18 protein-coding genes and 2 pseudogenes are annotated in these 21,855 nt (G+C 63.6%); 11 read left to right on the plus strand and 9 right to left on the minus strand.

From position 1 onward, the window contains the following. The 3 genes and pseudogenes from CIC12_RS30455 to CIC12_RS30465 all read right to left on the minus strand — a co-directional run. Positions 1 to 723 (minus strand): BPSS1780 family membrane protein (locus CIC12_RS30455; protein WP_168669909.1); only part of this gene is annotated, 723 nt, incomplete at its 3' end. Beyond that, positions 714 to 1,692: pseudogene (locus tag CIC12_RS30460) on the minus strand (homoserine kinase). The pseudogene CIC12_RS30460 and the gene CIC12_RS30455, both read right to left, overlap by 10 nt. A 238-nt stretch (positions 1,693 to 1,930) precedes the next feature. Further along, the gene (locus tag CIC12_RS30465) at positions 1,931 to 2,326 is read right to left on the minus strand and encodes a hypothetical protein (protein ID WP_168669984.1); all 396 of its coding nucleotides are present in this window, start codon (positions 2,324 to 2,326) and stop codon (positions 1,931 to 1,933) included. 201 nt (positions 2,327 to 2,527) lie between these two features. Here CIC12_RS30465 and CIC12_RS30470 point away from each other — a divergent pair, with 201 nt between their 5' ends. Next, positions 2,528 to 4,054, plus strand: a complete 1,527-nt coding sequence (locus tag CIC12_RS30470; RefSeq protein WP_168669910.1) for an AMP nucleosidase — start codon at positions 2,528 to 2,530, stop codon at positions 4,052 to 4,054. Between the two features lie 150 nt (positions 4,055 to 4,204). On the opposite strand, the gene CIC12_RS30475 is transcribed toward CIC12_RS30470, so the two are convergent. The 3 genes from CIC12_RS30475 to CIC12_RS30485 all read right to left on the minus strand — a co-directional run bounded on the left by CIC12_RS30475 (position 4,205) and on the right by CIC12_RS30485 (position 6,333). Beyond that, positions 4,205 to 4,735, minus strand: a complete 531-nt coding sequence (locus CIC12_RS30475) for a chromate transporter (protein WP_168669911.1) — start codon at positions 4,733 to 4,735, stop codon at positions 4,205 to 4,207. Then, positions 4,732 to 5,313 carry a chromate transporter gene (locus CIC12_RS30480; RefSeq protein ID WP_168669912.1) on the minus strand — a complete coding sequence of 194 codons (582 nt, stop codon included), beginning with the start codon at positions 5,311 to 5,313 and terminating at the stop codon, positions 4,732 to 4,734. Before CIC12_RS30480 ends, CIC12_RS30475 begins: the two co-directional genes overlap by 4 nt. A 276-nt stretch (positions 5,314 to 5,589) precedes the next feature. Further along, positions 5,590 to 6,333, minus strand: a complete 744-nt coding sequence (locus tag CIC12_RS30485) for an LOG family protein (protein WP_121320265.1) — start codon at positions 6,331 to 6,333, stop codon at positions 5,590 to 5,592. Between the two features lies 1 nt (position 6,334). Between CIC12_RS30485 and polA the strand changes: the two genes are divergently transcribed. From polA to CIC12_RS30500, 3 genes are all read left to right on the plus strand, one after another. After that, positions 6,335 to 9,076 (plus strand): DNA polymerase I, encoded by a 2,742-nt coding sequence (polA, locus tag CIC12_RS30490; RefSeq protein WP_168669913.1) that lies wholly within the window; start codon positions 6,335 to 6,337, stop codon positions 9,074 to 9,076. 157 nt (positions 9,077 to 9,233) lie between these two features. Next, positions 9,234 to 10,589 (plus strand): NAD(P)/FAD-dependent oxidoreductase, encoded by a 1,356-nt coding sequence (locus CIC12_RS30495; RefSeq protein WP_168669914.1) that lies wholly within the window; start codon positions 9,234 to 9,236, stop codon positions 10,587 to 10,589. Positions 10,590 to 10,671: 82 nt separating this feature from the next. Further along, positions 10,672 to 11,544: a dienelactone hydrolase family protein gene (locus tag CIC12_RS30500; RefSeq protein ID WP_168669915.1), complete on the plus strand. Its 873-nt coding sequence runs from the start codon at positions 10,672 to 10,674 to the stop codon at positions 11,542 to 11,544. A 98-nt stretch (positions 11,545 to 11,642) separates the two neighbouring features. Here the strand turns inward: CIC12_RS30500 and CIC12_RS30505 are convergent, their stop codons facing one another. Further along, positions 11,643 to 12,512: a sulfurtransferase gene (locus tag CIC12_RS30505; RefSeq protein ID WP_168669916.1), complete on the minus strand. Its 870-nt coding sequence runs from the start codon at positions 12,510 to 12,512 to the stop codon at positions 11,643 to 11,645. Positions 12,513 to 12,691: 179 nt separating this feature from the next. Further along, complete coding sequence (locus CIC12_RS30510) at positions 12,692 to 13,798, minus strand: aromatic ring-hydroxylating oxygenase subunit alpha (RefSeq protein ID WP_168669917.1); 1,107 nt, start codon at positions 13,796 to 13,798, stop codon at positions 12,692 to 12,694. Between the two features lie 287 nt (positions 13,799 to 14,085). Between CIC12_RS30510 and CIC12_RS30515 the strand changes: the two genes are divergently transcribed. The 4 genes and pseudogenes from CIC12_RS30515 to folE2 all read left to right on the plus strand — a co-directional run bounded on the left by CIC12_RS30515 (position 14,086) and on the right by folE2 (position 18,394). After that, positions 14,086 to 14,394: an exodeoxyribonuclease VII small subunit gene (locus CIC12_RS30515; protein WP_121320277.1), complete on the plus strand. Its 309-nt coding sequence runs from the start codon at positions 14,086 to 14,088 to the stop codon at positions 14,392 to 14,394. After that, on the plus strand, positions 14,391 to 15,272 hold the full coding sequence (locus tag CIC12_RS30520) for a polyprenyl synthetase family protein (RefSeq protein ID WP_168669919.1): 882 nt from the start codon (positions 14,391 to 14,393) through the stop codon (positions 15,270 to 15,272). The genes CIC12_RS30515 and CIC12_RS30520 overlap by 4 nt, the downstream gene beginning before the upstream one ends. Before the next feature lie 87 nt (positions 15,273 to 15,359). Beyond that, on the plus strand, positions 15,360 to 17,267 hold the full coding sequence (gene dxs / locus CIC12_RS30525) for a 1-deoxy-D-xylulose-5-phosphate synthase (protein ID WP_168669921.1): 1,908 nt from the start codon (positions 15,360 to 15,362) through the stop codon (positions 17,265 to 17,267). 300 nt (positions 17,268 to 17,567) lie between these two features. Then, positions 17,568 to 18,394: pseudogene (gene folE2, locus CIC12_RS30530) on the plus strand (GTP cyclohydrolase FolE2). Positions 18,395 to 18,464: 70 nt separating this feature from the next. Here the strand turns inward: folE2 and tsaD are convergent. After that, positions 18,465 to 19,493: a tRNA (adenosine(37)-N6)-threonylcarbamoyltransferase complex transferase subunit TsaD gene (tsaD, locus tag CIC12_RS30535; RefSeq protein ID WP_168669923.1), complete on the minus strand. Its 1,029-nt coding sequence runs from the start codon at positions 19,491 to 19,493 to the stop codon at positions 18,465 to 18,467. A gap of 132 nt (positions 19,494 to 19,625) precedes the next feature. Here tsaD and CIC12_RS30540 point away from each other — a divergent pair, with 132 nt between their 5' ends. The 3 genes from CIC12_RS30540 (at position 19,626) to CIC12_RS30550 (ending at position 21,795) form a co-directional block, all read left to right on the plus strand. Beyond that, on the plus strand, positions 19,626 to 20,843 hold the full coding sequence (locus CIC12_RS30540) for an NAD(P)/FAD-dependent oxidoreductase (protein ID WP_168669925.1): 1,218 nt from the start codon (positions 19,626 to 19,628) through the stop codon (positions 20,841 to 20,843). A 68-nt stretch (positions 20,844 to 20,911) separates the two neighbouring features. After that, positions 20,912 to 21,124, plus strand: coding sequence for a 30S ribosomal protein S21 (gene rpsU, locus CIC12_RS30545; RefSeq protein WP_028196180.1), 213 nt, complete (start codon positions 20,912 to 20,914; stop codon positions 21,122 to 21,124). 224 nt (positions 21,125 to 21,348) lie between these two features. After that, the gene (locus CIC12_RS30550) at positions 21,349 to 21,795 is read left to right on the plus strand and encodes a GatB/YqeY domain-containing protein (RefSeq protein WP_168669927.1); all 447 of its coding nucleotides are present in this window, start codon (positions 21,349 to 21,351) and stop codon (positions 21,793 to 21,795) included. Positions 21,796 to 21,855: the final 60 nt, after the last annotated feature.

Here is a 21,855-nt window from a genome sequence, read left to right on the forward strand (position 1 = left end):
GTACAGCATGGTCGTGACGATCATCGTCGCTGGCATCAGGATCGCGAAGGCGAAGTCGGCCGCGCCCAGTGCCTGCATCAGCGCGGACAGGCCGAGCGACACCGTCATCGCCACTGCGAACCACAGCGCGCCGAACACGACGAACGCGCCGCGATTGCGCCAGCAACTGACGACGCTGAAGAACATCGCCTTTGCGGGCGGCACGTCATGCCATGCGGCGAGAATGGGCGAGAACCAGAAAATCATCGCCACCGGAACGTAGAACGCGAAGGCCGTGATCACGGCGAGCGGAATATTGCTGTTGGCGATCGCCTCCTGATCCAGGGCGCCGCCGCCGAGCATCACCTTCAGCAGCATGCCGCCGTCGGCGAGTGCCGAACCGGCCAGCACGAGGCCCATCGCGACGACATAGAGCACGCCGAGCACCAGCAACCGCCGTGTGACCACCGGGCCGTACGAATGAAAGCCGTCCACCAGAATGGTCGGAAACACCGGCTTGCCCGCGATCGTGTTGCGGCACGCCGCCATGAAGCCGACCGCGACACCCGGAATGAACGCGAGCGGCAGCACGCCGCCGACCACCGGAATCTGTGAGACGAGCGTCATCACCAGCAAGTAGGTGAAGAACAGCGTCAGGAATGCGAGCGGGTTCTTGCGGAACAGCCAGATACCCTGCCGGAACCACACGTAGCCGGTTTTCGCGGGGACTTCGATCAGTTGCATGGAGTATGGATGCCTGGATGTGCAACGCCGGACAGGCGTTCGCGCAAAATGCGCTCGAAATGGCCGGGATCGTGCGGTTTGAGCAGTTCGGCCGCGCGCGGCAGATGAAAATCATACAGGCGCGAGACCCAGAAGCGGTACGCGCCGGCACGGAGCATGTCGCCCCAGTGGCGGTNGGCGCACGGTCTGGTAGGCGCGCAGCATCGCTTCGGTGCGCGCGTCGTCCAGCTTGCCGGTGGCGAGGTCGACGCACCAGTCGTTGACCGTCACGGCGACGTCGAACAGCCACTTGTCGCAACCGGCGAAATAAAAGTCGAAGAATCCGCCGAGGCGCACTTCATGGCCGGTGTCCGGCGCGGCATGCGCGAACATCGCGTTGTCGCGGAACAGGTCGGCGTGGCAAGGGCCTTCGGGCAGCGCGGCGTAATCGGCCGAGGCGAAGAAGGCTTCCTGATGCGCGAGTTCGGACGACAGTAGATCGCGCTGCGCACCTTCCAGAAACGGCAGGATGGTCGGCACGGTTTCGCGCCACCATGGCAGGCTGCGCAGATTCGGCTGATAGCCGGTGTAATCGCGCCCGGCCAGATGCATGCGCGCGAGCATCTGCCCGACTTCGATGCAGTGCTCGACGCCCGGCGCCAGTTCCGGTGCACCTTCGAGCTTGGTCACGATGGCCGCGGGCTTGCCGAGCAGCGTGCCGAACAGCGCGCCGTCCCCGCGCGGCATGGGGTCCGGCACCGGCACGCGGTGCGCGGCCAGATGGCGCATGAGGTCGAGGTAGAAGGGCAGTTGTTCGGCCGTCAGCTTTTCGAAAATCGTCAGGACGTATTCGCCGCGCGTCGTCGTTAAAAAGAAATTGCTGTTTTCTATGCCGGACGAGATGCCGCGAAACTCGACGACATCGCCGAGATCGTAATGACGCATCCATTCTGCTAGTTGGGATTCGTTGACAGCGGTGAAGACAGCCATGCGGGAAACGTCGGATCAGGTTGGTCGGGCTGGCGCGAGGCGGCCAGTGCGATGTGTGGCAAATGCGGTGCTGAAAGGGTGTTGTGCGGGAGCGATCAGGGCCGCGTGGCGAGCCCCGCATCGCCACGCCATGTCGGGAGGATAAAGCACGGCGGCGAGGCCCCCACCCCCGGCGCCGCCCCGCGAAGCGCGTGGCAAGCGCCAGCGCGGTCCGCAACGGACGGCCGTCCGATGTCCATCAATAGCGCAGATTCACCGACGGCAAACGCGTGCTGGCGCGGCCGTTGTCCCGCACGCTGGGCGATGTGTCGAGCGGCGCGCTCATCTGGTAGCGCGTGCCGAGGTTCGAATTCACGTTGATTTCAACCGGTTTGCCCTTATCGCGGTATTCGGTGATTTCGGTGCCGTTGGCGCTGCGCTCGTGGAAGCTCGGCGTGCGCGGCACGTTGATTTCGACCTTCGAGCTGACCTCGGCGCCCGGGCGATTGATCTTCTCCAGGTCAGGCAGCCCGGCCCGTTCGTTGGCCGACTGGGGCGCGTTGGGCGGCGGAGTGTCATCGACAGGCTGGGCAGCCATCGCGGCGTTGCCAAAGGCGAGGGCCAGTGCAACGGCGACGGGAAGGAGCGGCTTCATGGTGATTCTCCAATATGGTGCCCCGATTCTAGCAAAATCCAGCCTGGCGATCGGGCGCGATCGCCTTATTTTGCGCCGCTTTCGCGCGAGACGCCTGCAATCTTGCCGACCGTGCGTGCGCATGTGTTGCAGGTAACGCCAGGTCATTTGGCGAACCCGGGTTCCGTGGTAATGTCGTCTCATCAACAGGGGCGAATGAAGATGAACAACGATACCAATCAACGCGCGGTGCAGACTCCCGCCAGCAGCTTCCGAACCGAATCCTTCGACGACGCGACCGAGGCCGTCACTCGTCTCTCGGCAATCTACGAAGCGAATACCTCGTTCCTGCGCGATGCGTTCGCGCGCTATCGCCGCAACGAAAAGTTCGAACGCCGTGTGCGCGCCTGCTATCCGTTCGTGCGCGTATGCACCGAAGTCAACACGCATATCGACTCGCGCCGCTCGTACGGTTTCGTCGCGGGTCCGGGCGTGTTTGAAACGACTGTGACGCGGCCCGATCTGTTCGGCGACTACTATCGCGAACAGTTGCGCCTGCTAGCGAAGAACCATCATGTGCAGATCGAAGTCGGCGTGTCGGACCAGCCGATTCCGATTCATTTCGCGTTCGCGGAGGGCATTCACCTCGAAGGCGATCTGGATCGCGAGCGCCTGTTCCTGATGCGCGACGTGTTCGATACGCCGGACCTCGCGCTGCTCGATGACCGCATCGTCAACGGCACGTATGAGCCGTTGCCCGGCGAGCCGTATCCGCTCGCGCTGTTCACGGCGGCGCGGGTCGATTTCTCGCTGCATCGGCTGAAGCACTATACGGCCACGTCGCCCACGCATTGCCAGAACTACGTGCTGTACACGAACTATCAGTTCTATATCGACGAGTTCGTGAAGCTCGGCCGCACGATGATGGCCCATACCGACGACGAAGACCTGCGCGCCTATCGCAGCGAATACACGTCGTTCGTCGAACCCGGCGACGTGGTCACGTACAACGAGAATCTCGGCGAGCAGTCACAGGAGGGCACCGCGCCCCCGCGTCTGCCGCAGATGCCCGCGTATCACCTGAAGCGCGCGGACGGCAGCGGTATCACGATGATCAACATCGGCGTCGGGCCGTCGAACGCAAAGACCATCACCGATCACATCGCCGTGCTGCGTCCGCATGCGTGGATCATGCTCGGCCACTGCGCAGGTCTGCGCAATACGCAGCGCCTCGGCGACTACGTGCTCGCGCACGGCTATGTGCGCGAGGACCACGTGCTCGACGCCGATTTGCCACTGTGGGTGCCGATTCCGGCGCTCGCCGAAGTGCAGGTCGCGCTGGAGCGCGCGGTCGCGCAGGTCACGCAGCTGGACGGCGTCGAGTTGAAGCGGGTGATGCGTACGGGCACGGTGGCGAGCGTGGACAACCGCAACTGGGAGTTGCGCGATCATCGCGAGCCGGTGCAGCGGCTGTCGCAAAGCCGCGCGGTCGCGCTCGATATGGAAAGCGCGACGATCGCCGCGAACGGCTTCCGTTTCCGGGTGCCTTACGGCACCTTGCTGTGCGTGTCGGACAAGCCTCTGCACGGCGAGCTGAAGCTGCCGGGCATGGCGGATCAGTTCTATCGTGCGCAGGTCGATCAGCATTTGCAGATCGGCGTGAAGGCAATGGAGATATTGCGCACCAACGGGCTGCATCGTTTGCATAGCCGGAAGCTGCGCAGTTTTGCCGAGGTGGCGTTTCAGTAAGCGCGGGTTTGGTGGGCGGCGCTGTGGGCGGGCTTTGATGGGGCTCGTCCCTGCCGGCACAATGCGTTCGGATGCGGCCTTGCTTCTGCTTCTGCTTCTGTTTCTGCTTTTGCCGCTGAGCTTCAACGGGCATGCTTCGACCGCATTGCGTTAGAACTGCCCGAACCCCGTCAGCCCGATCAAGCTGCCGGCCGCCAGCAGCCACAACGGGTGAATTCGCGTCTTCAACGCCATGACCGCGGTAAATGCGGTGATCGCCCAGGCAATCGCAGTTGGATTCGACGCCTCGGCGATCAAGGCCGCGCTCGCCGCGACGATGCCCGCCGTCACCGGCATCAACCCGAGTTGCGCGTAGCGCCGCCACGGACGGTCCTTGAAGCGGTCCCAGGCATGGAGCGCCAAGATCGTCACGAGCGACGACGGTCCGAACTTCGCCACCGACGTCACCAGCATCCCCGCCCAACCGGCCACGTGCCAGCCGATCAGCGTGACGATCATCAGATTCGGGCCGGGCGCGGCCTGAGCGAGCGCGAACAGTGCGCTGAATTCGCTGGCAGGCATCCAGTGATGCACCTCCACCACCTGCCGCTGCATCTCCGGAAGAATCGTATTGCCGCCGCCGAACGCGAGCAGCGAAAGCTGACTGAAAATGACCGCAAGCGACATGAGCGTGTCGTTCATCGCGTGCTCCTCGCTGCGATGTAAATGCTGAGCGGCGTCAGCACCAGCATGGTCGGCAAAAGCGGTAGCCTCAGGACCGCAATCGCGACGAAACCGAGTGCGGCGATGAGCGCGGCGAGCGGCTTGCTGCGCAATGGCAGCACGATCTTGACGGCCATCGAGATCAACAGGCCGGCCGCGGCCGCGGCGAGGCCGGCGAACAGATGACGCACGTGCGGATCGTGTTGCGTGTGTTCGTACAGCACGCCAAGCCCGATCACCACCAGCGACGGCCCCGCGATCAATCCGAGCAGGCCGGCGAGCGCGCCGGGCACGCCGCGAAAACGCATGCCCATTGCCACCGACAGATTGATCACGTTGCCGCCTGGCAGGAATTGGCATAGGCCGAGGAGGTCGGTGAATTCTTCGGCGCTCAGCCAGCGGCGTTGTTCGACCAGCGCGCGGCGCGCGAGCGGCAATGCGCCGCCGAACGAGATCAGACCAAGGCCCAGAAAGCCGCCGAAGATTTCGCGTAGCGTGGGCGTCGGTGCGAGTCCGGACTCAGGTTGGAGTTCGGGAGAGGAGAGATTGTGGTCCATTTCACTAACCGGCTTGCAGTTCAAGCTGGGGAGATTAGCGCCCAACCGGCGGCGAGCAAAACCATTTTTGCGCGGCGTGCGACGGGCTGAGTGGTGTTGCGGCCGAGTCTCATGGTGTCGGCATGGCGTGAGGTCAGTGTCGAGCCGTCGCCCAAGCGAAAGAAATAAACGAAAGCGGGCAGCCCAAAGGCTGCCCGCGAGAACCAGTGTGCTAGGTGCATTGTATGGGCCGTGCTCGCTCCACGCCAACGCGCGAAGCGGGTACGCGGCATCACATCATAGATAGAACATCCGGTCTTCATCCGACTTGGCCGGATGCGGCTCGGCTTCTTCGCGGTCTTCATAAAACTTCAGCACCGCTTCGAGCACCTGATCCGGATCGTCGATCACCTGCATCAGATCGATGTCGTTCGGATTGATGAGACCCATCGGAATGAGCGAGCTCTTGAACCACGCAAGCAGGCCTTCCCAGAATTCGGCGCCCACCAGAATGATCGGCACGTGGCGCGACTTCTTGGTTTGAATCAGCGTGAGCACTTCGGCGAGTTCATCGAGCGTGCCGAAGCCGCCTGGCATGACGATCACCGCGTCCGAATTCTTCACGAACGTGACCTTGCGCGTAAAGAAATGGCGGAAGCGCAACGAGATGTCCTGCCACTGGTTGCCCGATTGCTCGTGCGGCAGTTCGATGTTCAGGCCGACGGAAGGCGCCTTGCCCGCATGCGCGCCCTTGTTGGCCGCTTCCATGATGCCGGGGCCGCCGCCGGAGATCACCGCGAAGCCCGCATCCGACAGCTTGCGTGCGATTTGCGTGGCGAGCTTGTAGTACGGCGAGCTCGCTTTCAGGCGAGCCGAACCATAGATGCTGACAGCCGGGCGGATCTCCGAGAGGTACTCGGTCGCCTCGATAAACTCTGCCATAATCGTGAACATCTGCCACGATGCGCGGGCCTTCTTGGCCGTTGCGCGCTCTTGATCTGCGAGCGATCGCAGACTCGGAATTACTTTTCTCTTAGTCATAATGCCTGAAGAACGAAGCCTTGAAGGTAAGACCCTGCTATTGGTCGACGGTTCGAGTTATCTGTACCGGGCCTACCATGCGATGCCTGATCTGCGCGGGCCCGAGGGTGGTCCGACGGGTGCGCTCTACGGGATGATCAACATGCTGCGGCGCATGCGCAAGGAAGTCACAGCGGAGTATAGCGCGTGCGTGTTCGACGCCAAGGGCAAAACGTTTCGCGACGACTGGTATCCCGACTATAAGGCGAACCGCCCGTCGATGCCGGACGACCTGTCGCGCCAGATCGAGCCGATTCATGTGGCCGTGCGGGCGCTCGGCTGGCCGCTCCTGATGATCGAAGGCGTCGAAGCCGATGACGTGATCGGCACGCTCAGCACCGCAGCCGAACAGCGCGGCATGAACGTGATCGTGTCGACTGGGGACAAGGATCTGGCGCAGCTCGTGACGGATCATGTCACCCTCATCAATACGATGACCAACGAAAAGCTCGACCGCGCCGGCGTGATCGCCAAGTTCGGCGTGCCGCCGGAACGCATCATCGACTACCTGTCGCTGATCGGCGATACCGTCGACAACGTGCCGGGCGTCGAGAAATGCGGGCCGAAAACCGCGCTCAAATGGCTCACGCAATTCGAGTCGCTGGATGGCATCGTCGCACATGCGGACGAGATCAAAGGTGCGGTAGGAGACAATCTGCGGCGTGCGCTCGATTTTCTGCCGATGGCGAAGAAACTCGTCACCGTCGAGCGCAATTGCAATCTGACCGACCATATCGTGTCGATCGAGGAAAGCCTGCAAAGCCGGCCCGAATCGCGCGAGGAACTGCGCGACGTGTTCACGCGCCACGGCTTCAAGACGTGGCTGCGCGAGGTGGAAATCGCGGACGCGGTGGAAGGCCCGGAAACCGACGTGCCGCCAGCGCTGTCGGTCGATCACGCGCGCCACTACGACACCGTGCAGACGTGGGAGCAGTTCGACGCGTGGCTCGCGAAAATCAACGCGGCCGAACTGACCTCGTTCGATACCGAGACCACCGCGCTCGATCCGATGACCGCGCAGATCGTCGGCTTGTCGTTGTCGGTGGAAGCCGGCCGCGCCGCTTATGTGCCGCTCGCGCATCGTGGTCCGGACACGCCCGCGCAACTGCCGCGCGACGAAGTGCTCGCGAAGCTCAAGCCGTGGCTAGAAAGCGCGGAGCACAAGAAGGTCGGTCAGCATCTGAAGTACGACGAACAGGTACTCGCGAACTACGGCATCGAAATGCGCGGTATCGAACATGACACGCTGCTGCAGTCGTACGTGCTGGAATCGCATCGCACGCACGACATGGACGGCCTCGCGCTGCGCCATCTCGGCATCAAGACGATCAAGTACGAGGAGGTCGCGGGCAAGGGCGCATCGCAGATCGGCTTCGACGAAGTCGCGCTGGAGCAGGCCGCCGAATACGCGGCCGAAGACGCCGACATCACGCTGCGTCTGCATCAGGCCTTATATCCGCAAGTGGCCGCCGAGAAGACGCTCGACCACGTCTACCGCGCGATCGAAGTGCCGACCTCGCGGGTGTTGCGCAAGATGGAGCGCACCGGCGTGCTGATCGATGCGGAAAAGCTGCGTCAGCAAAGCAGTGAGATCGCCACGCGTTTGATCCAGCTGGAAAGCGAGGCGTACACGCTCGCCGGCGGCGAATTCAATCTGGGTTCGCCCAAGCAGATCGGCCAGATCTTCTTCGAAAAGCTGGAACTGCCGGTGGTCAAGAAGACCCCGAGCGGCGCGCCGTCCACCGACGAAGAAGTGCTGCAGAAACTCGCCGAAGACTATCCGCTACCGAAGATTCTGCTCGAACACCGTGGTTTGTCGAAGCTGAAGTCGACCTACACGGACAAGCTGCCGCGCATGGTCAACGCGCAAACGGGCCGCGTGCACACGAACTACGCGCAGGCCGTCGCGGTGACGGGGCGTCTCGCATCGAACGATCCGAACTTGCAGAACATCCCCGTGCGCACCGGCGAAGGCCGTCGCATCCGCGAGGCGTTCATTGCGCCGCCCGGCCACAAGCTGGTCTCCGCGGACTACTCGCAGATCGAGTTGCGCATCATGGCGCATATTTCCGGCGACGAATCGCTGCTGCGCGCGTTCTCGCAAGGTGAAGACATTCACCGCGCCACTGCGGCGGAAATCTTCAGCGTGACGCCGCTCGAAGTGTCGAGCGATCAACGGCGTGTGGCCAAGGTCATCAACTTCGGCCTGATCTATGGCATGAGCGCGTTCGGCCTCGCGTCGAACCTCGGCATCACGCGCGACGCGGCCAAAATGTATATCGACCGCTATTTCGCGCGTTATCCGGGCGTCGCTCGGTACATGGACGAAACGCGTCTGAGCGCGAAGGCGAAGGGCTATGTAGAAACGGTGTTCGGTCGCCGCCTGTGGCTGCCGGAGATCAACGGCGGCAACGGTCCGCGCCGCCAGGGCGCCGAGCGTGCCGCGATCAATGCGCCGATGCAAGGCACGGCTGCCGATCTGATCAAACTGTCGATGATCGAGGTGCAGAACTGGATCGAAGAGTCGAAGATCGGCACGCGCATGATCATGCAGGTACACGACGAATTGATCCTCGAGGTGCCGGACGCTGAATTGTCCGAAGTGCGCAAGCGCCTGCCCGAATTGATGTGTGGTGTCGCCGAGCTGAAAGTGCCGCTAGTCGCCGAAGTGGGCGCCGGCCTGAACTGGGAAGAAGCGCATTGATACATGAGTGACGGGCCACGATACCGTCGTGCGCATGTCACACATGCTAATTGATGGCTTGTGACAACCCGTGCTGCTCGCGGACAATTGCTGAAAGACGGCGCGTTGCAGCGTGCCGTCCGCGACGCATAATTCATCGGCAAACACGGAGAGTGCAATGCATCGATTTATCGTCGTTGGCGGGGGCGCGGGAGGGCTGGAACTGGCGACACGTCTGGGTGACCGTTATGGCGCCCAGAAGCGCAAAGGCGGCGCGCGTGCGCAAGTCACACTCGTCGACCGCTACCCCACGCATATCTGGAAGCCGCTATTGCATGAAGTGGCGGCGGGCAGCATGGACCCGTTCACACAGGAACTCGAATACGCGGCGCAAGCGCGCTGGCATGACTTCGAGTTCCAGCAGGGCGAACTGACCGGGCTCGACCGCGCCAGCAAGCGTCTCACGCTCGGCACCGTGGTGGACGACGACGGCGCTGAACTGCTGCCCGAACGCGAGCTCGAATACGACACGCTGATCATCGCGATCGGCAGCACCACGGCGTTCTTCGGCGTGAAGGGCGCGGCCGAATTTTCCCTCGCACTCGACACGGTCAGCCAGGCCGAGCGGTTCCGCAAACGCCTGATCGCGGCCTGCATGCGCGCCGAGCATCAGGTGCATGAGCGCGTCGAATCGAGGCCGGGACCGGGCACGTCGTCAGCCAGTGAACCGCGTATCCAGGTGGCCATCGTCGGCGGTGGGGCGACCGGGGTCGAACTGTCGGCGGAATTGCGCAACACCGCGCAGGTGCTGTCGGCGTATGGTCTGCATAAGCTCGATCCGCGGCATGACGTCGGCATCGTGTTGATCGAGGCGGGGCCGCGCATTTTGCCGGCTTTGCAGGAGCGCGTCTCGACGGCGACCGCCGAGCTGCTCACCAAGCTCGGTGTGAAGCTGCTGATCGGCGAAACGGTCGCTGAAGTCGCGCCGGGCATCATCCGTACCGCGAGCGGGCACACCGTGCGCGCCGACCTGACGGTGTGGGCAGCGGGCATCAAGGCGCCGCCCATCCTGAGCCAGCTCGACGGCTTGACGGTCAACCGGCTCGGCCAGCTCAACGTACGCCGCACGCTGCAAACCGAAATCGACGACAACGTGTTCGCGCTCGGCGATTGCGCCGCCTGTCCGTGGCCGGGCAATGAGCGCAACGTGCCGCCGCGCGCGCAAGCCGCGCATCAGCAGGCGAGTTTCCTGCTGAAAGCGCTGGCCGCGCGGCTCGACAACAAGCCGCTCCCGGAATTCACCTATCGCGATTTCGGCTCGCTGGTGTCACTCGGGCACTTCAGCGCGGTCGGCAATCTGATGGGCGGGGTGATCGGCGGCAACATGCTGATCGAAGGACTGTTCGCGCGCTTCATGTACATGTCGCTGTACCGGCTGCATATCGCGGCGCTGCATGGCTACGCGAGGATGGTGCTCGATACCTTCGCGCACTGGCTGCGCCGCTCCACCTTGCCGCGCGTGAAGCTGCACTGACGGGTCAAGCCGTGGTTGAAACTGCAACAGGATACGCGTCAGGCGTATCCTGTTGCCTCTAACAATCAACCGAGGAGTGCGCATGCTGAAGCCCGAAATCGATAGCCTGATCCCCCACGTTCCCTTCAATCGACGCACCTTCATCAAGGCCGCGCTCGGCACCGGTTTCGCGGCGGCCGTGCTGCCGGTCTCGGCGCAAACCATCCATACCGACAGCGACGGCCTCGAAGCCGGCGAAGTGGCCGTGCGTTCGGGCGGCACGCTGGTGCCGGCGTATCGCGCGCAGCCCAAGGGCAAGACGCACCTGCCGGTGATCATCGTCGTGCATGAGATTTTTGGCGTGCACGAGCATATCGCCGACGTGTGCCGCCGCTTCGCCAAGGAGGGTTATCTGGCGATCGCGCCGGATCTGTATCAGCGGCAGGGCGACGCGAGCGTTTTCACGAGCATGCAGCAGCTCAACGAGCAACTGGTCAGCAAGGTGCCGGACGAGCAGGTCATGGGCGATCTCGACGCGACCGTCGCGTGGGCCGGCGAGCATGGCGGCGATCTGAACCGGGTCGGCGTGAACGGGTTTTGCTGGGGCGGGCGGATTGCGTGGCTATATGCCGAACATAACCCGCGGCTCAAGGCGGGCGTGGCTTGGTATGGCCGCGTGACGGGCGCCAAAACCGCGAACACGCCGGCCAATCCGCTCGATCAGGTTGCGCAGTTGCATGCGCCGGTATTGGGACTCTACGGGTTGCAGGATCAGAGCATCCCGCAAGACACGCTCGAGCAGATGAAGCAGGCCATCGCGCAAGGCCCGCAAGCGGGGCGCGGCTCGCAGTTCGTCGTCTATGACGATGCAGGCCATGCGTTTTTCGCTGATTACCGGCCGAGCTACAAGAAGGCCGATGCTGAAGATGGCTGGCGCCGCGCGCTGGTGTGGTTCAAGCAGCACGGGGTGGCCTGAGGATTCAAGTGGATCGTCGCGCGCTTCGTACGATTAAAAAGGCCGTTGCCGCCCATGGGCGGCAACGGCCTTTGTGCTTATTTAAGGGTGTCCGGAACTCAGGGTTTCGCCCCGGTCGCCACCGGCCGCTTCGGATCAGAACTCCATTCGCTCCACGAGCCCGCATACAATGCCGCGCCATGCAGGCCGGCAATCTCCATGGCCAGCGCGTTCACGCATGCCGTCACGCCCGAGCCGCATTGCAGTACCACGTGTTCGGGAGGCGTGTCGCCGAGCAGCGCGTGGAATTCCTCGCGCAGCGTATGGGCCGATTTGAAGCGCTCGTCTGCGGTGAGGTTGTCCTTGAAGAAGCGATTGAGCGCGCCCGGGATGTGGCCGCCGACGCGATCGAGCGTTTCGTTCTCGCCGCGATAGCGATCGGCCGCGCGTGCGTCGACCACCAGGTGCTCCTTCGAACCGAGATTGCGCTCGACCGTCTGCGCATCGACGGTCACGGCGAGCGGTGCACCAGCATTGAAGTCGCCGGTGTTCTGGGCCGGGACGTCCTGCGTCAGAGGCTGACCGGCGGCTTGCCAGGCCGGCAGGCCGCCGTCGAGCAGCGCCACCGCGTCGTGCCCCAGCCAGCGCAGCAGCCACCAGACGCGAGCGGCGTACATACCGCCTTGCGCGTCATAGGCGACCACTTGCTGGCCCTGCTTCAGGCCGCGCGATTCGAGCGTCTCGACCAGCCGCGCGCGATCCGGCAGCGGATGCCGCCCGTTCGTGCCGTTCTTCGGCCCGGACAGATCGCGATCGAGATGCAGGTAATGCGCGCCCGGCAGATGCCCGGCCAGATACGCTTTCTCGCCCGCTTCCGTGTCGGTCAGATCGAAGCGGCAATCGACGACGAACACACTGCCTGGCGCGGCGGCGAGGCGTTCCGCAAGATTGGTCGCGGAGATCAGAGTGGTGTAGTGAGTGTGGGGCATGATGTCTCCTCGATACGGGCGATGGCGGTTGCGGTCGGGCGCCTTGGCGCCACGGACGGATGGCCGGGCTATCTAGTAAGTCTAAACAAAAAAAGACGGGCCGAAGCCCGTCTTTCCTGATGTCGATGTGGCTTGCGCAAGAGTCGGATGAATCGTGACCGAACGCCGAGCCAGCGCGCTCATATCTCGCGCAACTCGCGCCGCAAAAACTCGTGGAAGTGCTGCATGCCGTCTTCCATCGGGCTTTGATAGGGGCCGACCTGCGACTCCCCGCGCTCCATCAGTGCGCGGCGGCCTGCATCCATGCGTTCGGCGATCTCGTCGTCTTCGCGCGCCGTTTCCATATACGCGGCGCGTTCTGCTTCGACGAAATCACGCTCGAACAACGCGATTTCCTCAGGGTAATAGAACTCCACTACGTTGGTGGTTTTCTGCGGACCGCGCGGAATCAGCCATGACACGACCAGCACGTGTGGATACCACTCGATCATGATGCCCGGGTAGTACACCATCCAGATCGCGCCGAAGTCGGGCGGGTTGCCGCCGCGAAAACGCAGCACTTCGTCGTGCCACTTGCGGTAGGTCGGGCTGCCCGGCTGCTCCAGATCCTTGTGCACGCCCACCGTCTGGACGCTGTACCACTCGCCGAACTCCCACGTCAGGTCGTCGCAATTGACAAAGCTGCCGAGGCCCGGATGGAACGGTGCGACGTGATAGTCCTCCAGATAGACCTCGATGAAGGTCTTCCAGTTGTAGTTGCACTCGTGCACTTCGACGTGGTCGAACATGAAGCCCGAGAAGTCGAAGTGTTTCTTGGTGCCGAGGCGCGCCAGATCACGTGCGACGTCGCGCCCCTGGGCTTCGAACAGCAGCCCTTGCCAGTTCTGCAGCGGCGTGGCGCCGAGATTCAGGCAGGGGTTGTCCGCGAAATGGGGCGCACCGAGGAGTTCGCCCTTCAGGTCGTACGTCCAGCGATGCAGCGGGCAGACGATGTTCTCCGCCTGGCCGCGGCCGTTGAGCATGATGGCCTGCCGGTGGCGGCACACGTTCGACAGCAATTCGACCTGGGACTGCTGGTTGCGGACGAGCACGCGCCCCTCGCTTTCGCTGGGCAAGGCAAAATAATTCCCCGCTTCGGGCACCATGAGATCGTGGCCGATGTAACGAGGACCTTTCTTGAAAAGGATTTCGATTTCGCGCGTAAGAAGCGCTTCGTCAAAGTAAGCCGTGACTGGCAGCTGGCTGTGGACAGACCGCAACTGCAATGCATTGCTCAGATTGGACATTCCCACTCCCGTGAAGACGTGAAAGCAGTGAACAACCCAACCATCGATAGATTCGATTTAGGGAGCCCGCGATTATACCCGTTTCCCCTTCTTTGGGGCGCTTAAGTCCCTGATTTGGGTCAAAAATGCCATGAAAGTTCGGGATTTTCACCGCAGACCAATCGTTTTTTTTCTGCGAGACTTCAGGGGCGGCGCGGGACGCGCACGCGCGACGCAGGCCGGCGAGCGGCTCGGAAATGGCGCTTTTGCCGTAGAATGTCCGACTTGTTTTAATTTTGCGACTATTCATGGCGAAGACCGCATCGAAAGATACCGCTGCTGCGCCAGCCGAAGGCGTCGATACCACGCCGCTGCCCGAGAACTACGAGGCCGCTCAGGCAGAACTGGAAGCGCTGGTGGCGCGCATGGAAGGCGGCAGCCTGAGTCTGGAGGAGTCGTTGAGCGCGTATCGGCGCGGCGCGGCCCTCGTGGCGTTTTGCCAGCAGCAGCTCGAAAAGGTCGAGCAGCAGGTGCGCGTGCTCGACGGCGAGACGCTGAAACCGCTGCCCATGAATACCGCAGGCACAGCCGCTACTGAAAGCGGGGACGACCTATGACATTCGAACAATGGACGCGCTCGGTACTCGAACGCGTCGAAACGGCGCTGGAACACTACCTGCCGGGCGAGGCTACGGAGCCCGTTAAACTGCATGAAGCGATGCGTTACGCGGTGCTGGGCGGCGGCAAGCGGGTTCGTCCGCTGCTGTGCCACGCGGCCGGCGAGCTGAGCGGCGCGCGCGCCGAATGCCTCGATGCGGCGGCGGCGGCGCTGGAAATGATCCACGTGTACTCTCTTGTACACGACGACATGCCCTGCATGGACGACGACGCGCTGCGCCGCGGCAAGCCCACGGTACACGTCCAATATGATGAAGCCACGGCGCTGCTGGTCGGGGACGCGCTGCAATCGCAGGCTTTCGTCGCGCTGACCTCGGACGTGCTGGCCGCGCCGCAGCAGGCTTCGCTCGTGCGCGAACTGGCGCTCGCGAGCGGCTCGCTCGGCATGTGCGGGGGGCAGGCGATCGATCTGGCGAGCGTCGGTCACACGCTGACGCGCACGCAGCTCGAAACCATGCACCGGATGAAAACCGGCGCGTTGCTGCGCGCCGCGGTGCGCATGGGCGCTCTGGCGGGCGAAGCGCCGGATGCGGACGCGATGCGTTCGCTCGACGCCTATGCGGCCGCCGTCGGTCTGGCGTTTCAGGTGGTCGACGACATTCTCGACGTCACGACCGATTCCGCGACGCTGGGCAAGACCGCTGGCAAAGACGCGAAGGACGGCAAGCCGACCTACGTGTCGATTATCGGGCTCGACGCGTCGCGCTCGCTCGCCGCGCAGCTGCGCAGCGACGCGCACGCCGCGCTGGCGCCGTTCGGCGCACGCGCGCAGCGTCTTGCCGAATTGGCCGATTTGGTGGTGAACCGGATTAGCTGAACGCGAAAGCCCGCCGCCGCGCACCTTTTATCCCCGGGGTGCATGTATGAAGTGCGGGCGCGTAAGTTTTCCTACAATGGAACGACGATGTACGACTTGCTGAAAACCATCGACGACCCGGCAGCCTTGCGCCGCCTCGATCGCCGCCAATTGCAACCGCTTGCCGACGAGTTGCGTGCTTTTGTGCTCGACAGCGTATCGCAGACGGGCGGCCATCTTTCGTCCAACCTCGGCACGGTCGAGTTGACCATTGCTCTGCACTACGTGTTCGACACGCCGCACGACCGGATCGTCTGGGACGTGGGCCATCAAACCTATCCCCACAAGATCCTGACGGGCCGCCGCGACCAGATGCACACGCTGCGTCAGCTCGGCGGCATCTCGGGTTTCCCGAAGCGCGACGAGTCCGAATACGACACCTTCGGCACCGCGCACTCCAGCACGTCGATCTCCGCTGCGCTCGGCATGGCGGTCGCGAGCAAGCTGCAGGGCGACAACCGCATGGGCATCGCCGTGATCGGCGACGGCGCGATGACGGCCGGCATGGCCTTCGAGGCCATGAACAACGCCGGCGTCGAAGACGACGTGCCGCTGCTGGTGATCCTGAACGACAACGACATGTCGATCTCGCCGCCGGTCGGCGCGCTCAATCGCCATCTGGCGCGCCTGATGTCGGGCCGCTTCTACGCCGCCGCGCGCGCGGGCGTCGAACGCGTGCTGCGCGTCGCGCCGCCGATGCTGGACCTTGCACGCAAGCTCGAAGAGCACGCGAAGGGCATGATCGTGCCGGCCACGCTGTTCGAAGAATTCGGCTTCAACTACATCGGCCCGATCGACGGTCATGATCTCGACTCGCTGATCCCGACGCTGCAGAACATCAAGGAACTGCGCGGCCCGCAATTCCTCCACGTCGTGACGAAGAAAGGCCAGGGCTACAAGCTGGCCGAGGCCGATCCGGTCCTGTACCACGGGCCGGGCAAGTTCAATCCGGCCGAAGGCATCAAGCCGGCCACCACGCCGTCAAAGAAGACCTACACGCAGGTGTTCGGCGAATGGCTGTGCGACGCCGCCGAACTGGATTCGCGCGTGGTCGGCATCACGCCGGCCATGCGCGAGGGCTCGGGCATGGTCGAGTTCGAGAAGCGTTTCCCGGATCGTTATTTCGACGTCGGCATTGCCGAACAACACGCGGTGACGTTTGCCGGCGGTCTTGCCGCGGATGGCATGAAGCCCGTGGTCGCGATATACTCGACCTTCCTGCAGCGTGCTTACGACCAGCTGATTCACGACGTCGCGCTGCAAAACCTGCCGGTGGTGTTCGCCATCGACCGCGCGGGTCTGGTCGGTGCGGACGGCGCCACGCACGCGGGTGCTTACGACCTTGCGTTCATGCGCTGCATCCCGAACATGACGGTCATGGCGCCGTCGGACGAAAACGAATGTCGGCAGATGCTGTACACCGCGCTGCAGCAGCCGAACCCGACGGCGGTGCGTTATCCGCGCGGCGCGGGTACCGGTGTCGCCACCGTCAAGCAAATGGCGGCGCTACCGCTAGGCAAGGGCGAAGTGCGGCGCGAGACGTCGCAGCCGGTGGGCAAGCGCATTGCGATTCTCGCGTTCGGCACGATGGTCGCGCCGTCGCTGGCGGCGGCCGAGCAACTGGACGCCACCGTCGCGAACATGCGCTTCGTGAAGCCGCTCGACGCCGAACTGGTCCGTCGGTTGGCCGAGACGCACGACGCCATCGTCACCGTCGAAGAAGGCTGCGTGATGGGCGGCGCGGGCTCGGCTTGCGTCGAAGCGCTGCTCGAAGCGGGCGTGATGCGGCCGGTGCTGCAATTGGGCCTGCCCGACCGCTTCATCGATCATGGCGACCCGGCCAAGCTGCTCGCCGCATGCGGTCTCGACGCCGTGGGTATCGCCAAGTCGATTCGCGAGCGGTTTTTGTCGAACGGCGCGCTCGGCGTTCAATCGTCGGTGAAGCGCGTCGCCTGAGGCGTTGCCGACCGGCATGCCGCCGCGATGCGATGGCGGCTGCCGCTCTTGCTTTTACCATCTCCAACTCGAATCGATGGGCTCGCGGGCCCATCTTCCAACGCCGGCCAAGGCCGGCGTTCGCCGTTGCGCGCATTATCCGCACGGCCGCCGAGAGCCCTGTATCCGCTGGTTCAGGGCGGGCTCCGTTGGGCCATCGCCCGGATCCTTCCATTCCCAGGGGGGGCTTCGTTCGGGGCGGAGGTTTCCGGCGCAGCGGAAAACTCAGGGCGGCCCGGCGCTTCCTGAAAGGACAACAGAATGAACCAGATGAATCCCGCCTTTATCATGCCCGACGTGCAAAGCACGCCCGACACGCGCCAGATCCCGATTCAGCGGGTCGGCGCGTCAAGGGTGTGCGTCATCCGTTGACGGTGCGCACGCAAAGCGGCGAAGCGCAACCGACGGTCGGCACGTGGAATCTCGACGTGCATCTCCTGGCTGATCAGAAGGGCACGCATATGTCGCGTTTCGTGGCGTTGCTCGAAGAGAACAAAGCGCCGCTCGAACCGGCCACTTTTCGCACCATGCTCGCGGCCATGCTCGAGAAGCTCGAAGCCGAGGCGGGCCGCATCGAAGTGTCGTTCCCGTACTTTGTGAATAAGACTGCGCCGGTTTCGGGTGTGCAGAGTCTGCTCGACTACGAAGTCTCGCTGACGGGCGACACCCGCAACGGCACGACGCGCCTGTTTCTGAAGGTGCTGGTGCCAGTCACGAGCCTGTGCCCCTGCTCGAAAAAGATTTCGCAGTACGGCGCGCATAACCAGCGCTCGCACGTCACGATCAATGCCGAACTGACCGGGGACGTGGCGGTGGAAGAACTGGTTCGCATTGCCGAGGAAGAGGCCTCGTGCGAACTGTGGGGCCTGCTCAAGCGCCCCGACGAGAAGTTCGTCACCGAGCGTGCGTATGAAAATCCGAAGTTCGTCGAAGACCTCGTGCGCGACGTCGCGCAACGGCTGAATGCGGACGAGCGGATCGTCGCCTATGTGCTCGAAGCGGAGAACTTCGAGTCGATTCACAATCACAGCGCGTATGCGGTGATCGAGCGGGACAAACGGGTGGGTGAGACTCGCCCTTGCGTGTGATCGCTGGTTTGAGCGCATTGAAAAAGCCGCTTTTTAAAGCGGCTTTTCTTATGGTGCGGCGATCTTCCGTTCAGCGTGCGAGGGAAGTCAGATCCCAGCGCGGCTTCACCGTGAACGCGTAGTCTTTGGCCGATTGATCGGGCCAGCGCTGCAATCGCAACGCACCGGCCAGTGCGATCATCGCGCCGTTGTCCGTGCACAGCGACAGGTCGGGGTAGTGCACGAAGAAGTTGCGCTTTTTCGCGGCGGCGGACAGCGCCTCGCGCAGCTGCCGGTTGGCGCCCACGCCCCCCGCGACGACCAGCCGGTTGAGCCGGGTCTTTTTCAGCGCCGCCAGCGACTTTGCCGCCAGCACTTCCACCGCGGCGTCGACGAAGCCGCGCGCCAGATCCGCTTTCGCCTGCTCGCAGATATTCGCGCCGCCGAGCTTTTTCGCGTGCGTGAGGACGGCGGTCTTCAGGCCGCTGAAGCTGAAGTCGAGGTCGCCGGAATGCAGCATGGGGCGGGGCAGGACCACCGCGCCGGGCATGCCGAATTCGGCCATGCGCGATACTTCCGGGCCGCCCGGATAACCGAGGCCGAGCAGCTTGGCGGTCTTGTCGAACGCTTCGCCGGCCGCGTCGTCCAGCGTTTCTCCGAGCGTCTCGTAGACGCCCACGTCCGTCACGCGCATCAATTGCGTATGTCCGCCCGACACCAGCAGCGCCACGAACGGGAACGGCGGCGGCTCATCCACCAGCAGCGGCGACAGTAGATGCCCTTCGAGGTGGTGGATGCCGATGGTCGGTTTGTCCCACGCCATCGCGAGTGAATTGGCGACGCTCGCGCCGACCAGCAATGCGCCCGCGAGCCCTGGCCCTTGCGTGTAGGCGATTGCGTCGATGTCGCTGCGCGCCGCGCCGGCACGCTCCATCACCTCTTCGAGCAGCGGCAGCGCACGTCGGATGTGGTCGCGCGACGCCAACTCGGGCACGACGCCGCCGTACTCCCGATGCATCGCAATCTGCGAATGGAGCGCGTGTGCGAGCAGGCCGCGCTCCGTGTCGTAGAGCGCGAGACCGGTTTCGTCGCAGGAGCTTTCGATGCCGAGAACGAGCATGATGGTGGGGTTTGAAGGGACGCAGGAGTGACAACACCTTTGCGCCCCGAAATGAAAAGATCAGCCTGAAAGTATAGCAGTGCGACCGCCAGGCCGCAGACGGCCGCTAACCCGCAGGTACAATGCGGCCCCATGGAATCCTTCGATATCGCGGTGATCGGCGCAGGCGCGGCCGGCATGATGTGCGCGGCCGTGGCCGGGCAACTCGGCCGGCGCGTGGTGCTGATCGACCACTCGCAACGTCTCGCGGAAAAAATCCGCATCTCCGGCGGCGGCCGGTGCAACTTCACGAACCTTTACGCCGGGCCGGCCAATTACCTGTCGGCCAATCCGCATTTTTGCCGTTCCGCGCTGGCGCGCTACACACCGCGCGATTTCATGGCGCTGCTCAAGCGTCATCATGTGACGTGGCACGAGAAGCACAAGGGGCAACTGTTCTGCGACCAGTCGAGCGATGCGGTCATCAACGTGTTGAAACGCGAGTGCGACGCGGGCCGCGTGGCATGGCGCACGCCGTTGTCGGTGGAAGGCGTGCGGCAGGACGCGCAGGGCTGGTACACGCTGGATACGCTGTCCGGCCCGATCACAGCGCGCGCGCTGGTGATCGCGACCGGCGGCCTGTCCATCCCGAAGATCGGCGCCACCGATTTCGCCTATCGGCTTGCCAAACAGTTCGGTCACAAATTGATCGACACGCGTCCCGCGCTGGTTCCGCTGACCTTCGCCGCCGCCGACTGGGAGCCGTTCTCCGCGCTCTCCGGCGTGTCGCTCGAAGTGCAACTGGCGACCGGCAACAGGAAGACCGGCGCCGAATTTACCGAGGACCTGCTGCTCACGCACCGTGGCCTGTCGGGTCCGGGCGTGCTGCAAATCTCGAGCTACTGGCAACCGGGCGAGCCGATTCACATCAACCTGCTGGCGGAGCGCGACGCGACGACCGCCCTGCTCGAAGCAAAGACCGGCACGAAGCGCCAGATCGCCAATCTGCTATCCGAATGGGTGCCGCAGCGGCTTGCTCACGTCTGGCTGGACACCCACAAGATTTCAGCTGAGGCCCGGGTGGCCGATCTGCCGGACAAGACGCTGCGGCGCATCGGTGAAGCGCTGTCGCGTTGGACGCTCACCCCTAACGGCACCGAAGGCTATCGCAAAGCCGAAGTGACGCGCGGCGGCGTCGACACGCGCGACCTGTCGTCAGCGACGATGATGAGCGCGAAGGCGCCGGGGCTGTACTTCATCGGCGAGGCGGTTGACGTGACCGGCTGGCTCGGTGGCTACAACTTCCAGTGGGCGTGGGCCTCGGGCGTGGCGGCTGGCCAGGCGGCCGCGGAATACGTCCAGGGGGCTTGACGGCGCATTAGCTTTGTGAGAAAGCTCTGCTATACTCCTGAACCTTTACAAAGTTCCGTTATTGAAAAATGACGACCATCCGCGTAAAAGACAACGAGCCGTTTGAAGTCGCCATGCGCCGTTTCAAACGCACCATGGAGAAGAACGGCTTGCTGACGGAACTTCGCGCTCGCGAGTTTTACGAAAAGCCTACGGCTGAACGCAAGCGCAAGAAGGCCGCCGCGGTGAAGCGTCATTTCAAGCGTCTGCGTGGCCAGATGCTGCCAAAGAAGTTCTACTGATTCTGGCGTTGCCGCGGTTCTGGTGAAACGGAGCGGCGACATCCACCCCGGTGAGGGCACGCGAGGTGTCATCACGGAAAACACGGTCCATCGGGCCAGCCGGCAGGGTCGCATCCACTACGCACATTGCGCCAACCCGCTTGAGGAAGCAGTCCCCAAGCGGGTATTCGTGTTGATGCAGTCGATCCCGCCGCTTTTCAACTTTCAACGCATTCAGGTGAGTGATGAGTCTCAAGGACCGGATCAACGACGACATGAAAGCTGCAATGCGGGCGCGTGAGACCGAGCGTCTCGGCACGATCCGCCTGCTGCTCGCCGCCGTCAAGCAGCGCGAAGTCGATGAGCGCGTCACGCTCGACGACGCCGCGATCACCGCGGTCGTCGACAAGATGATCAAGCAGCGCAAGGACTCTATCAGCCAGTTCGAGGCCGCAGGCCGCACAGATCTGGCTGACAAGGAAAAGGCCGAGCTGGAAATTCTGTCCGCCTACATGCCGGAGCAGATGTCCGAGGCGGAAATCATTGCCGAGATCCAGGCCGCAGTCGCCCAGACCGGCGCCGCCGGCCCGCAGGACATGGGCAAGGTCATGGGCGTGCTCAAGCCGAAGCTGGCCGGTCGCGCCGATATGACCGCGGTGTCGGCGCAAGTCAAAGCCGCGCTCGCGAAGTAATTTGAGTTTGTCCGGCCTGCGCGCGTCGTCGTCCGACGCCGCGCGCAGCGTTGAGCTCTT

Source organism: Paraburkholderia sp. SG-MS1 (assembly GCF_012275575.1).
Classification (GTDB): domain Bacteria; phylum Pseudomonadota; class Gammaproteobacteria; order Burkholderiales; family Burkholderiaceae; genus Paraburkholderia.

What these genes read in the sequence shown, in the direction of transcription:
- CIC12_RS30465 (WP_168669984.1), bottom strand. Translation starts at nt 2,326, where the DNA reads ATGAAGCCGCTCCTTCCCGTCGCCGTTGCACTGGCCCTCGCCTTTGGC.
- CIC12_RS30470 (WP_168669910.1), top strand. Translation starts at nt 2,528, where the DNA reads ATGAACAACGATACCAATCAACGCGCGGTGCAGACTCCCGCCAGCAGC.
- CIC12_RS30475 (WP_168669911.1), bottom strand. Translation starts at nt 4,735, where the DNA reads ATGAACGACACGCTCATGTCGCTTGCGGTCATTTTCAGTCAGCTTTCG.
- CIC12_RS30480 (WP_168669912.1), bottom strand. Translation starts at nt 5,313, where the DNA reads ATGGACCACAATCTCTCCTCTCCCGAACTCCAACCTGAGTCCGGACTC.
- CIC12_RS30485 (WP_121320265.1), bottom strand. Translation starts at nt 6,333, where the DNA reads ATGACTAAGAGAAAAGTAATTCCGAGTCTGCGATCGCTCGCAGATCAA.
- polA (WP_168669913.1), top strand. Translation starts at nt 6,335, where the DNA reads ATGCCTGAAGAACGAAGCCTTGAAGGTAAGACCCTGCTATTGGTCGAC.
- CIC12_RS30495 (WP_168669914.1), top strand. Translation starts at nt 9,234, where the DNA reads ATGCATCGATTTATCGTCGTTGGCGGGGGCGCGGGAGGGCTGGAACTG.
- CIC12_RS30500 (WP_168669915.1), top strand. Translation starts at nt 10,672, where the DNA reads ATGCTGAAGCCCGAAATCGATAGCCTGATCCCCCACGTTCCCTTCAAT.
- CIC12_RS30505 (WP_168669916.1), bottom strand. Translation starts at nt 12,512, where the DNA reads ATGCCCCACACTCACTACACCACTCTGATCTCCGCGACCAATCTTGCG.
- CIC12_RS30510 (WP_168669917.1), bottom strand. Translation starts at nt 13,798, where the DNA reads ATGTCCAATCTGAGCAATGCATTGCAGTTGCGGTCTGTCCACAGCCAG.
- CIC12_RS30515 (WP_121320277.1), top strand. Translation starts at nt 14,086, where the DNA reads ATGGCGAAGACCGCATCGAAAGATACCGCTGCTGCGCCAGCCGAAGGC.
- CIC12_RS30520 (WP_168669919.1), top strand. Translation starts at nt 14,391, where the DNA reads ATGACATTCGAACAATGGACGCGCTCGGTACTCGAACGCGTCGAAACG.
- dxs (WP_168669921.1), top strand. Translation starts at nt 15,360, where the DNA reads ATGTACGACTTGCTGAAAACCATCGACGACCCGGCAGCCTTGCGCCGC.
- tsaD (WP_168669923.1), bottom strand. Translation starts at nt 19,493, where the DNA reads ATGCTCGTTCTCGGCATCGAAAGCTCCTGCGACGAAACCGGTCTCGCG.
- CIC12_RS30540 (WP_168669925.1), top strand. Translation starts at nt 19,626, where the DNA reads ATGGAATCCTTCGATATCGCGGTGATCGGCGCAGGCGCGGCCGGCATG.
- rpsU (WP_028196180.1), top strand. Translation starts at nt 20,912, where the DNA reads ATGACGACCATCCGCGTAAAAGACAACGAGCCGTTTGAAGTCGCCATG.
- CIC12_RS30550 (WP_168669927.1), top strand. Translation starts at nt 21,349, where the DNA reads ATGAGTCTCAAGGACCGGATCAACGACGACATGAAAGCTGCAATGCGG.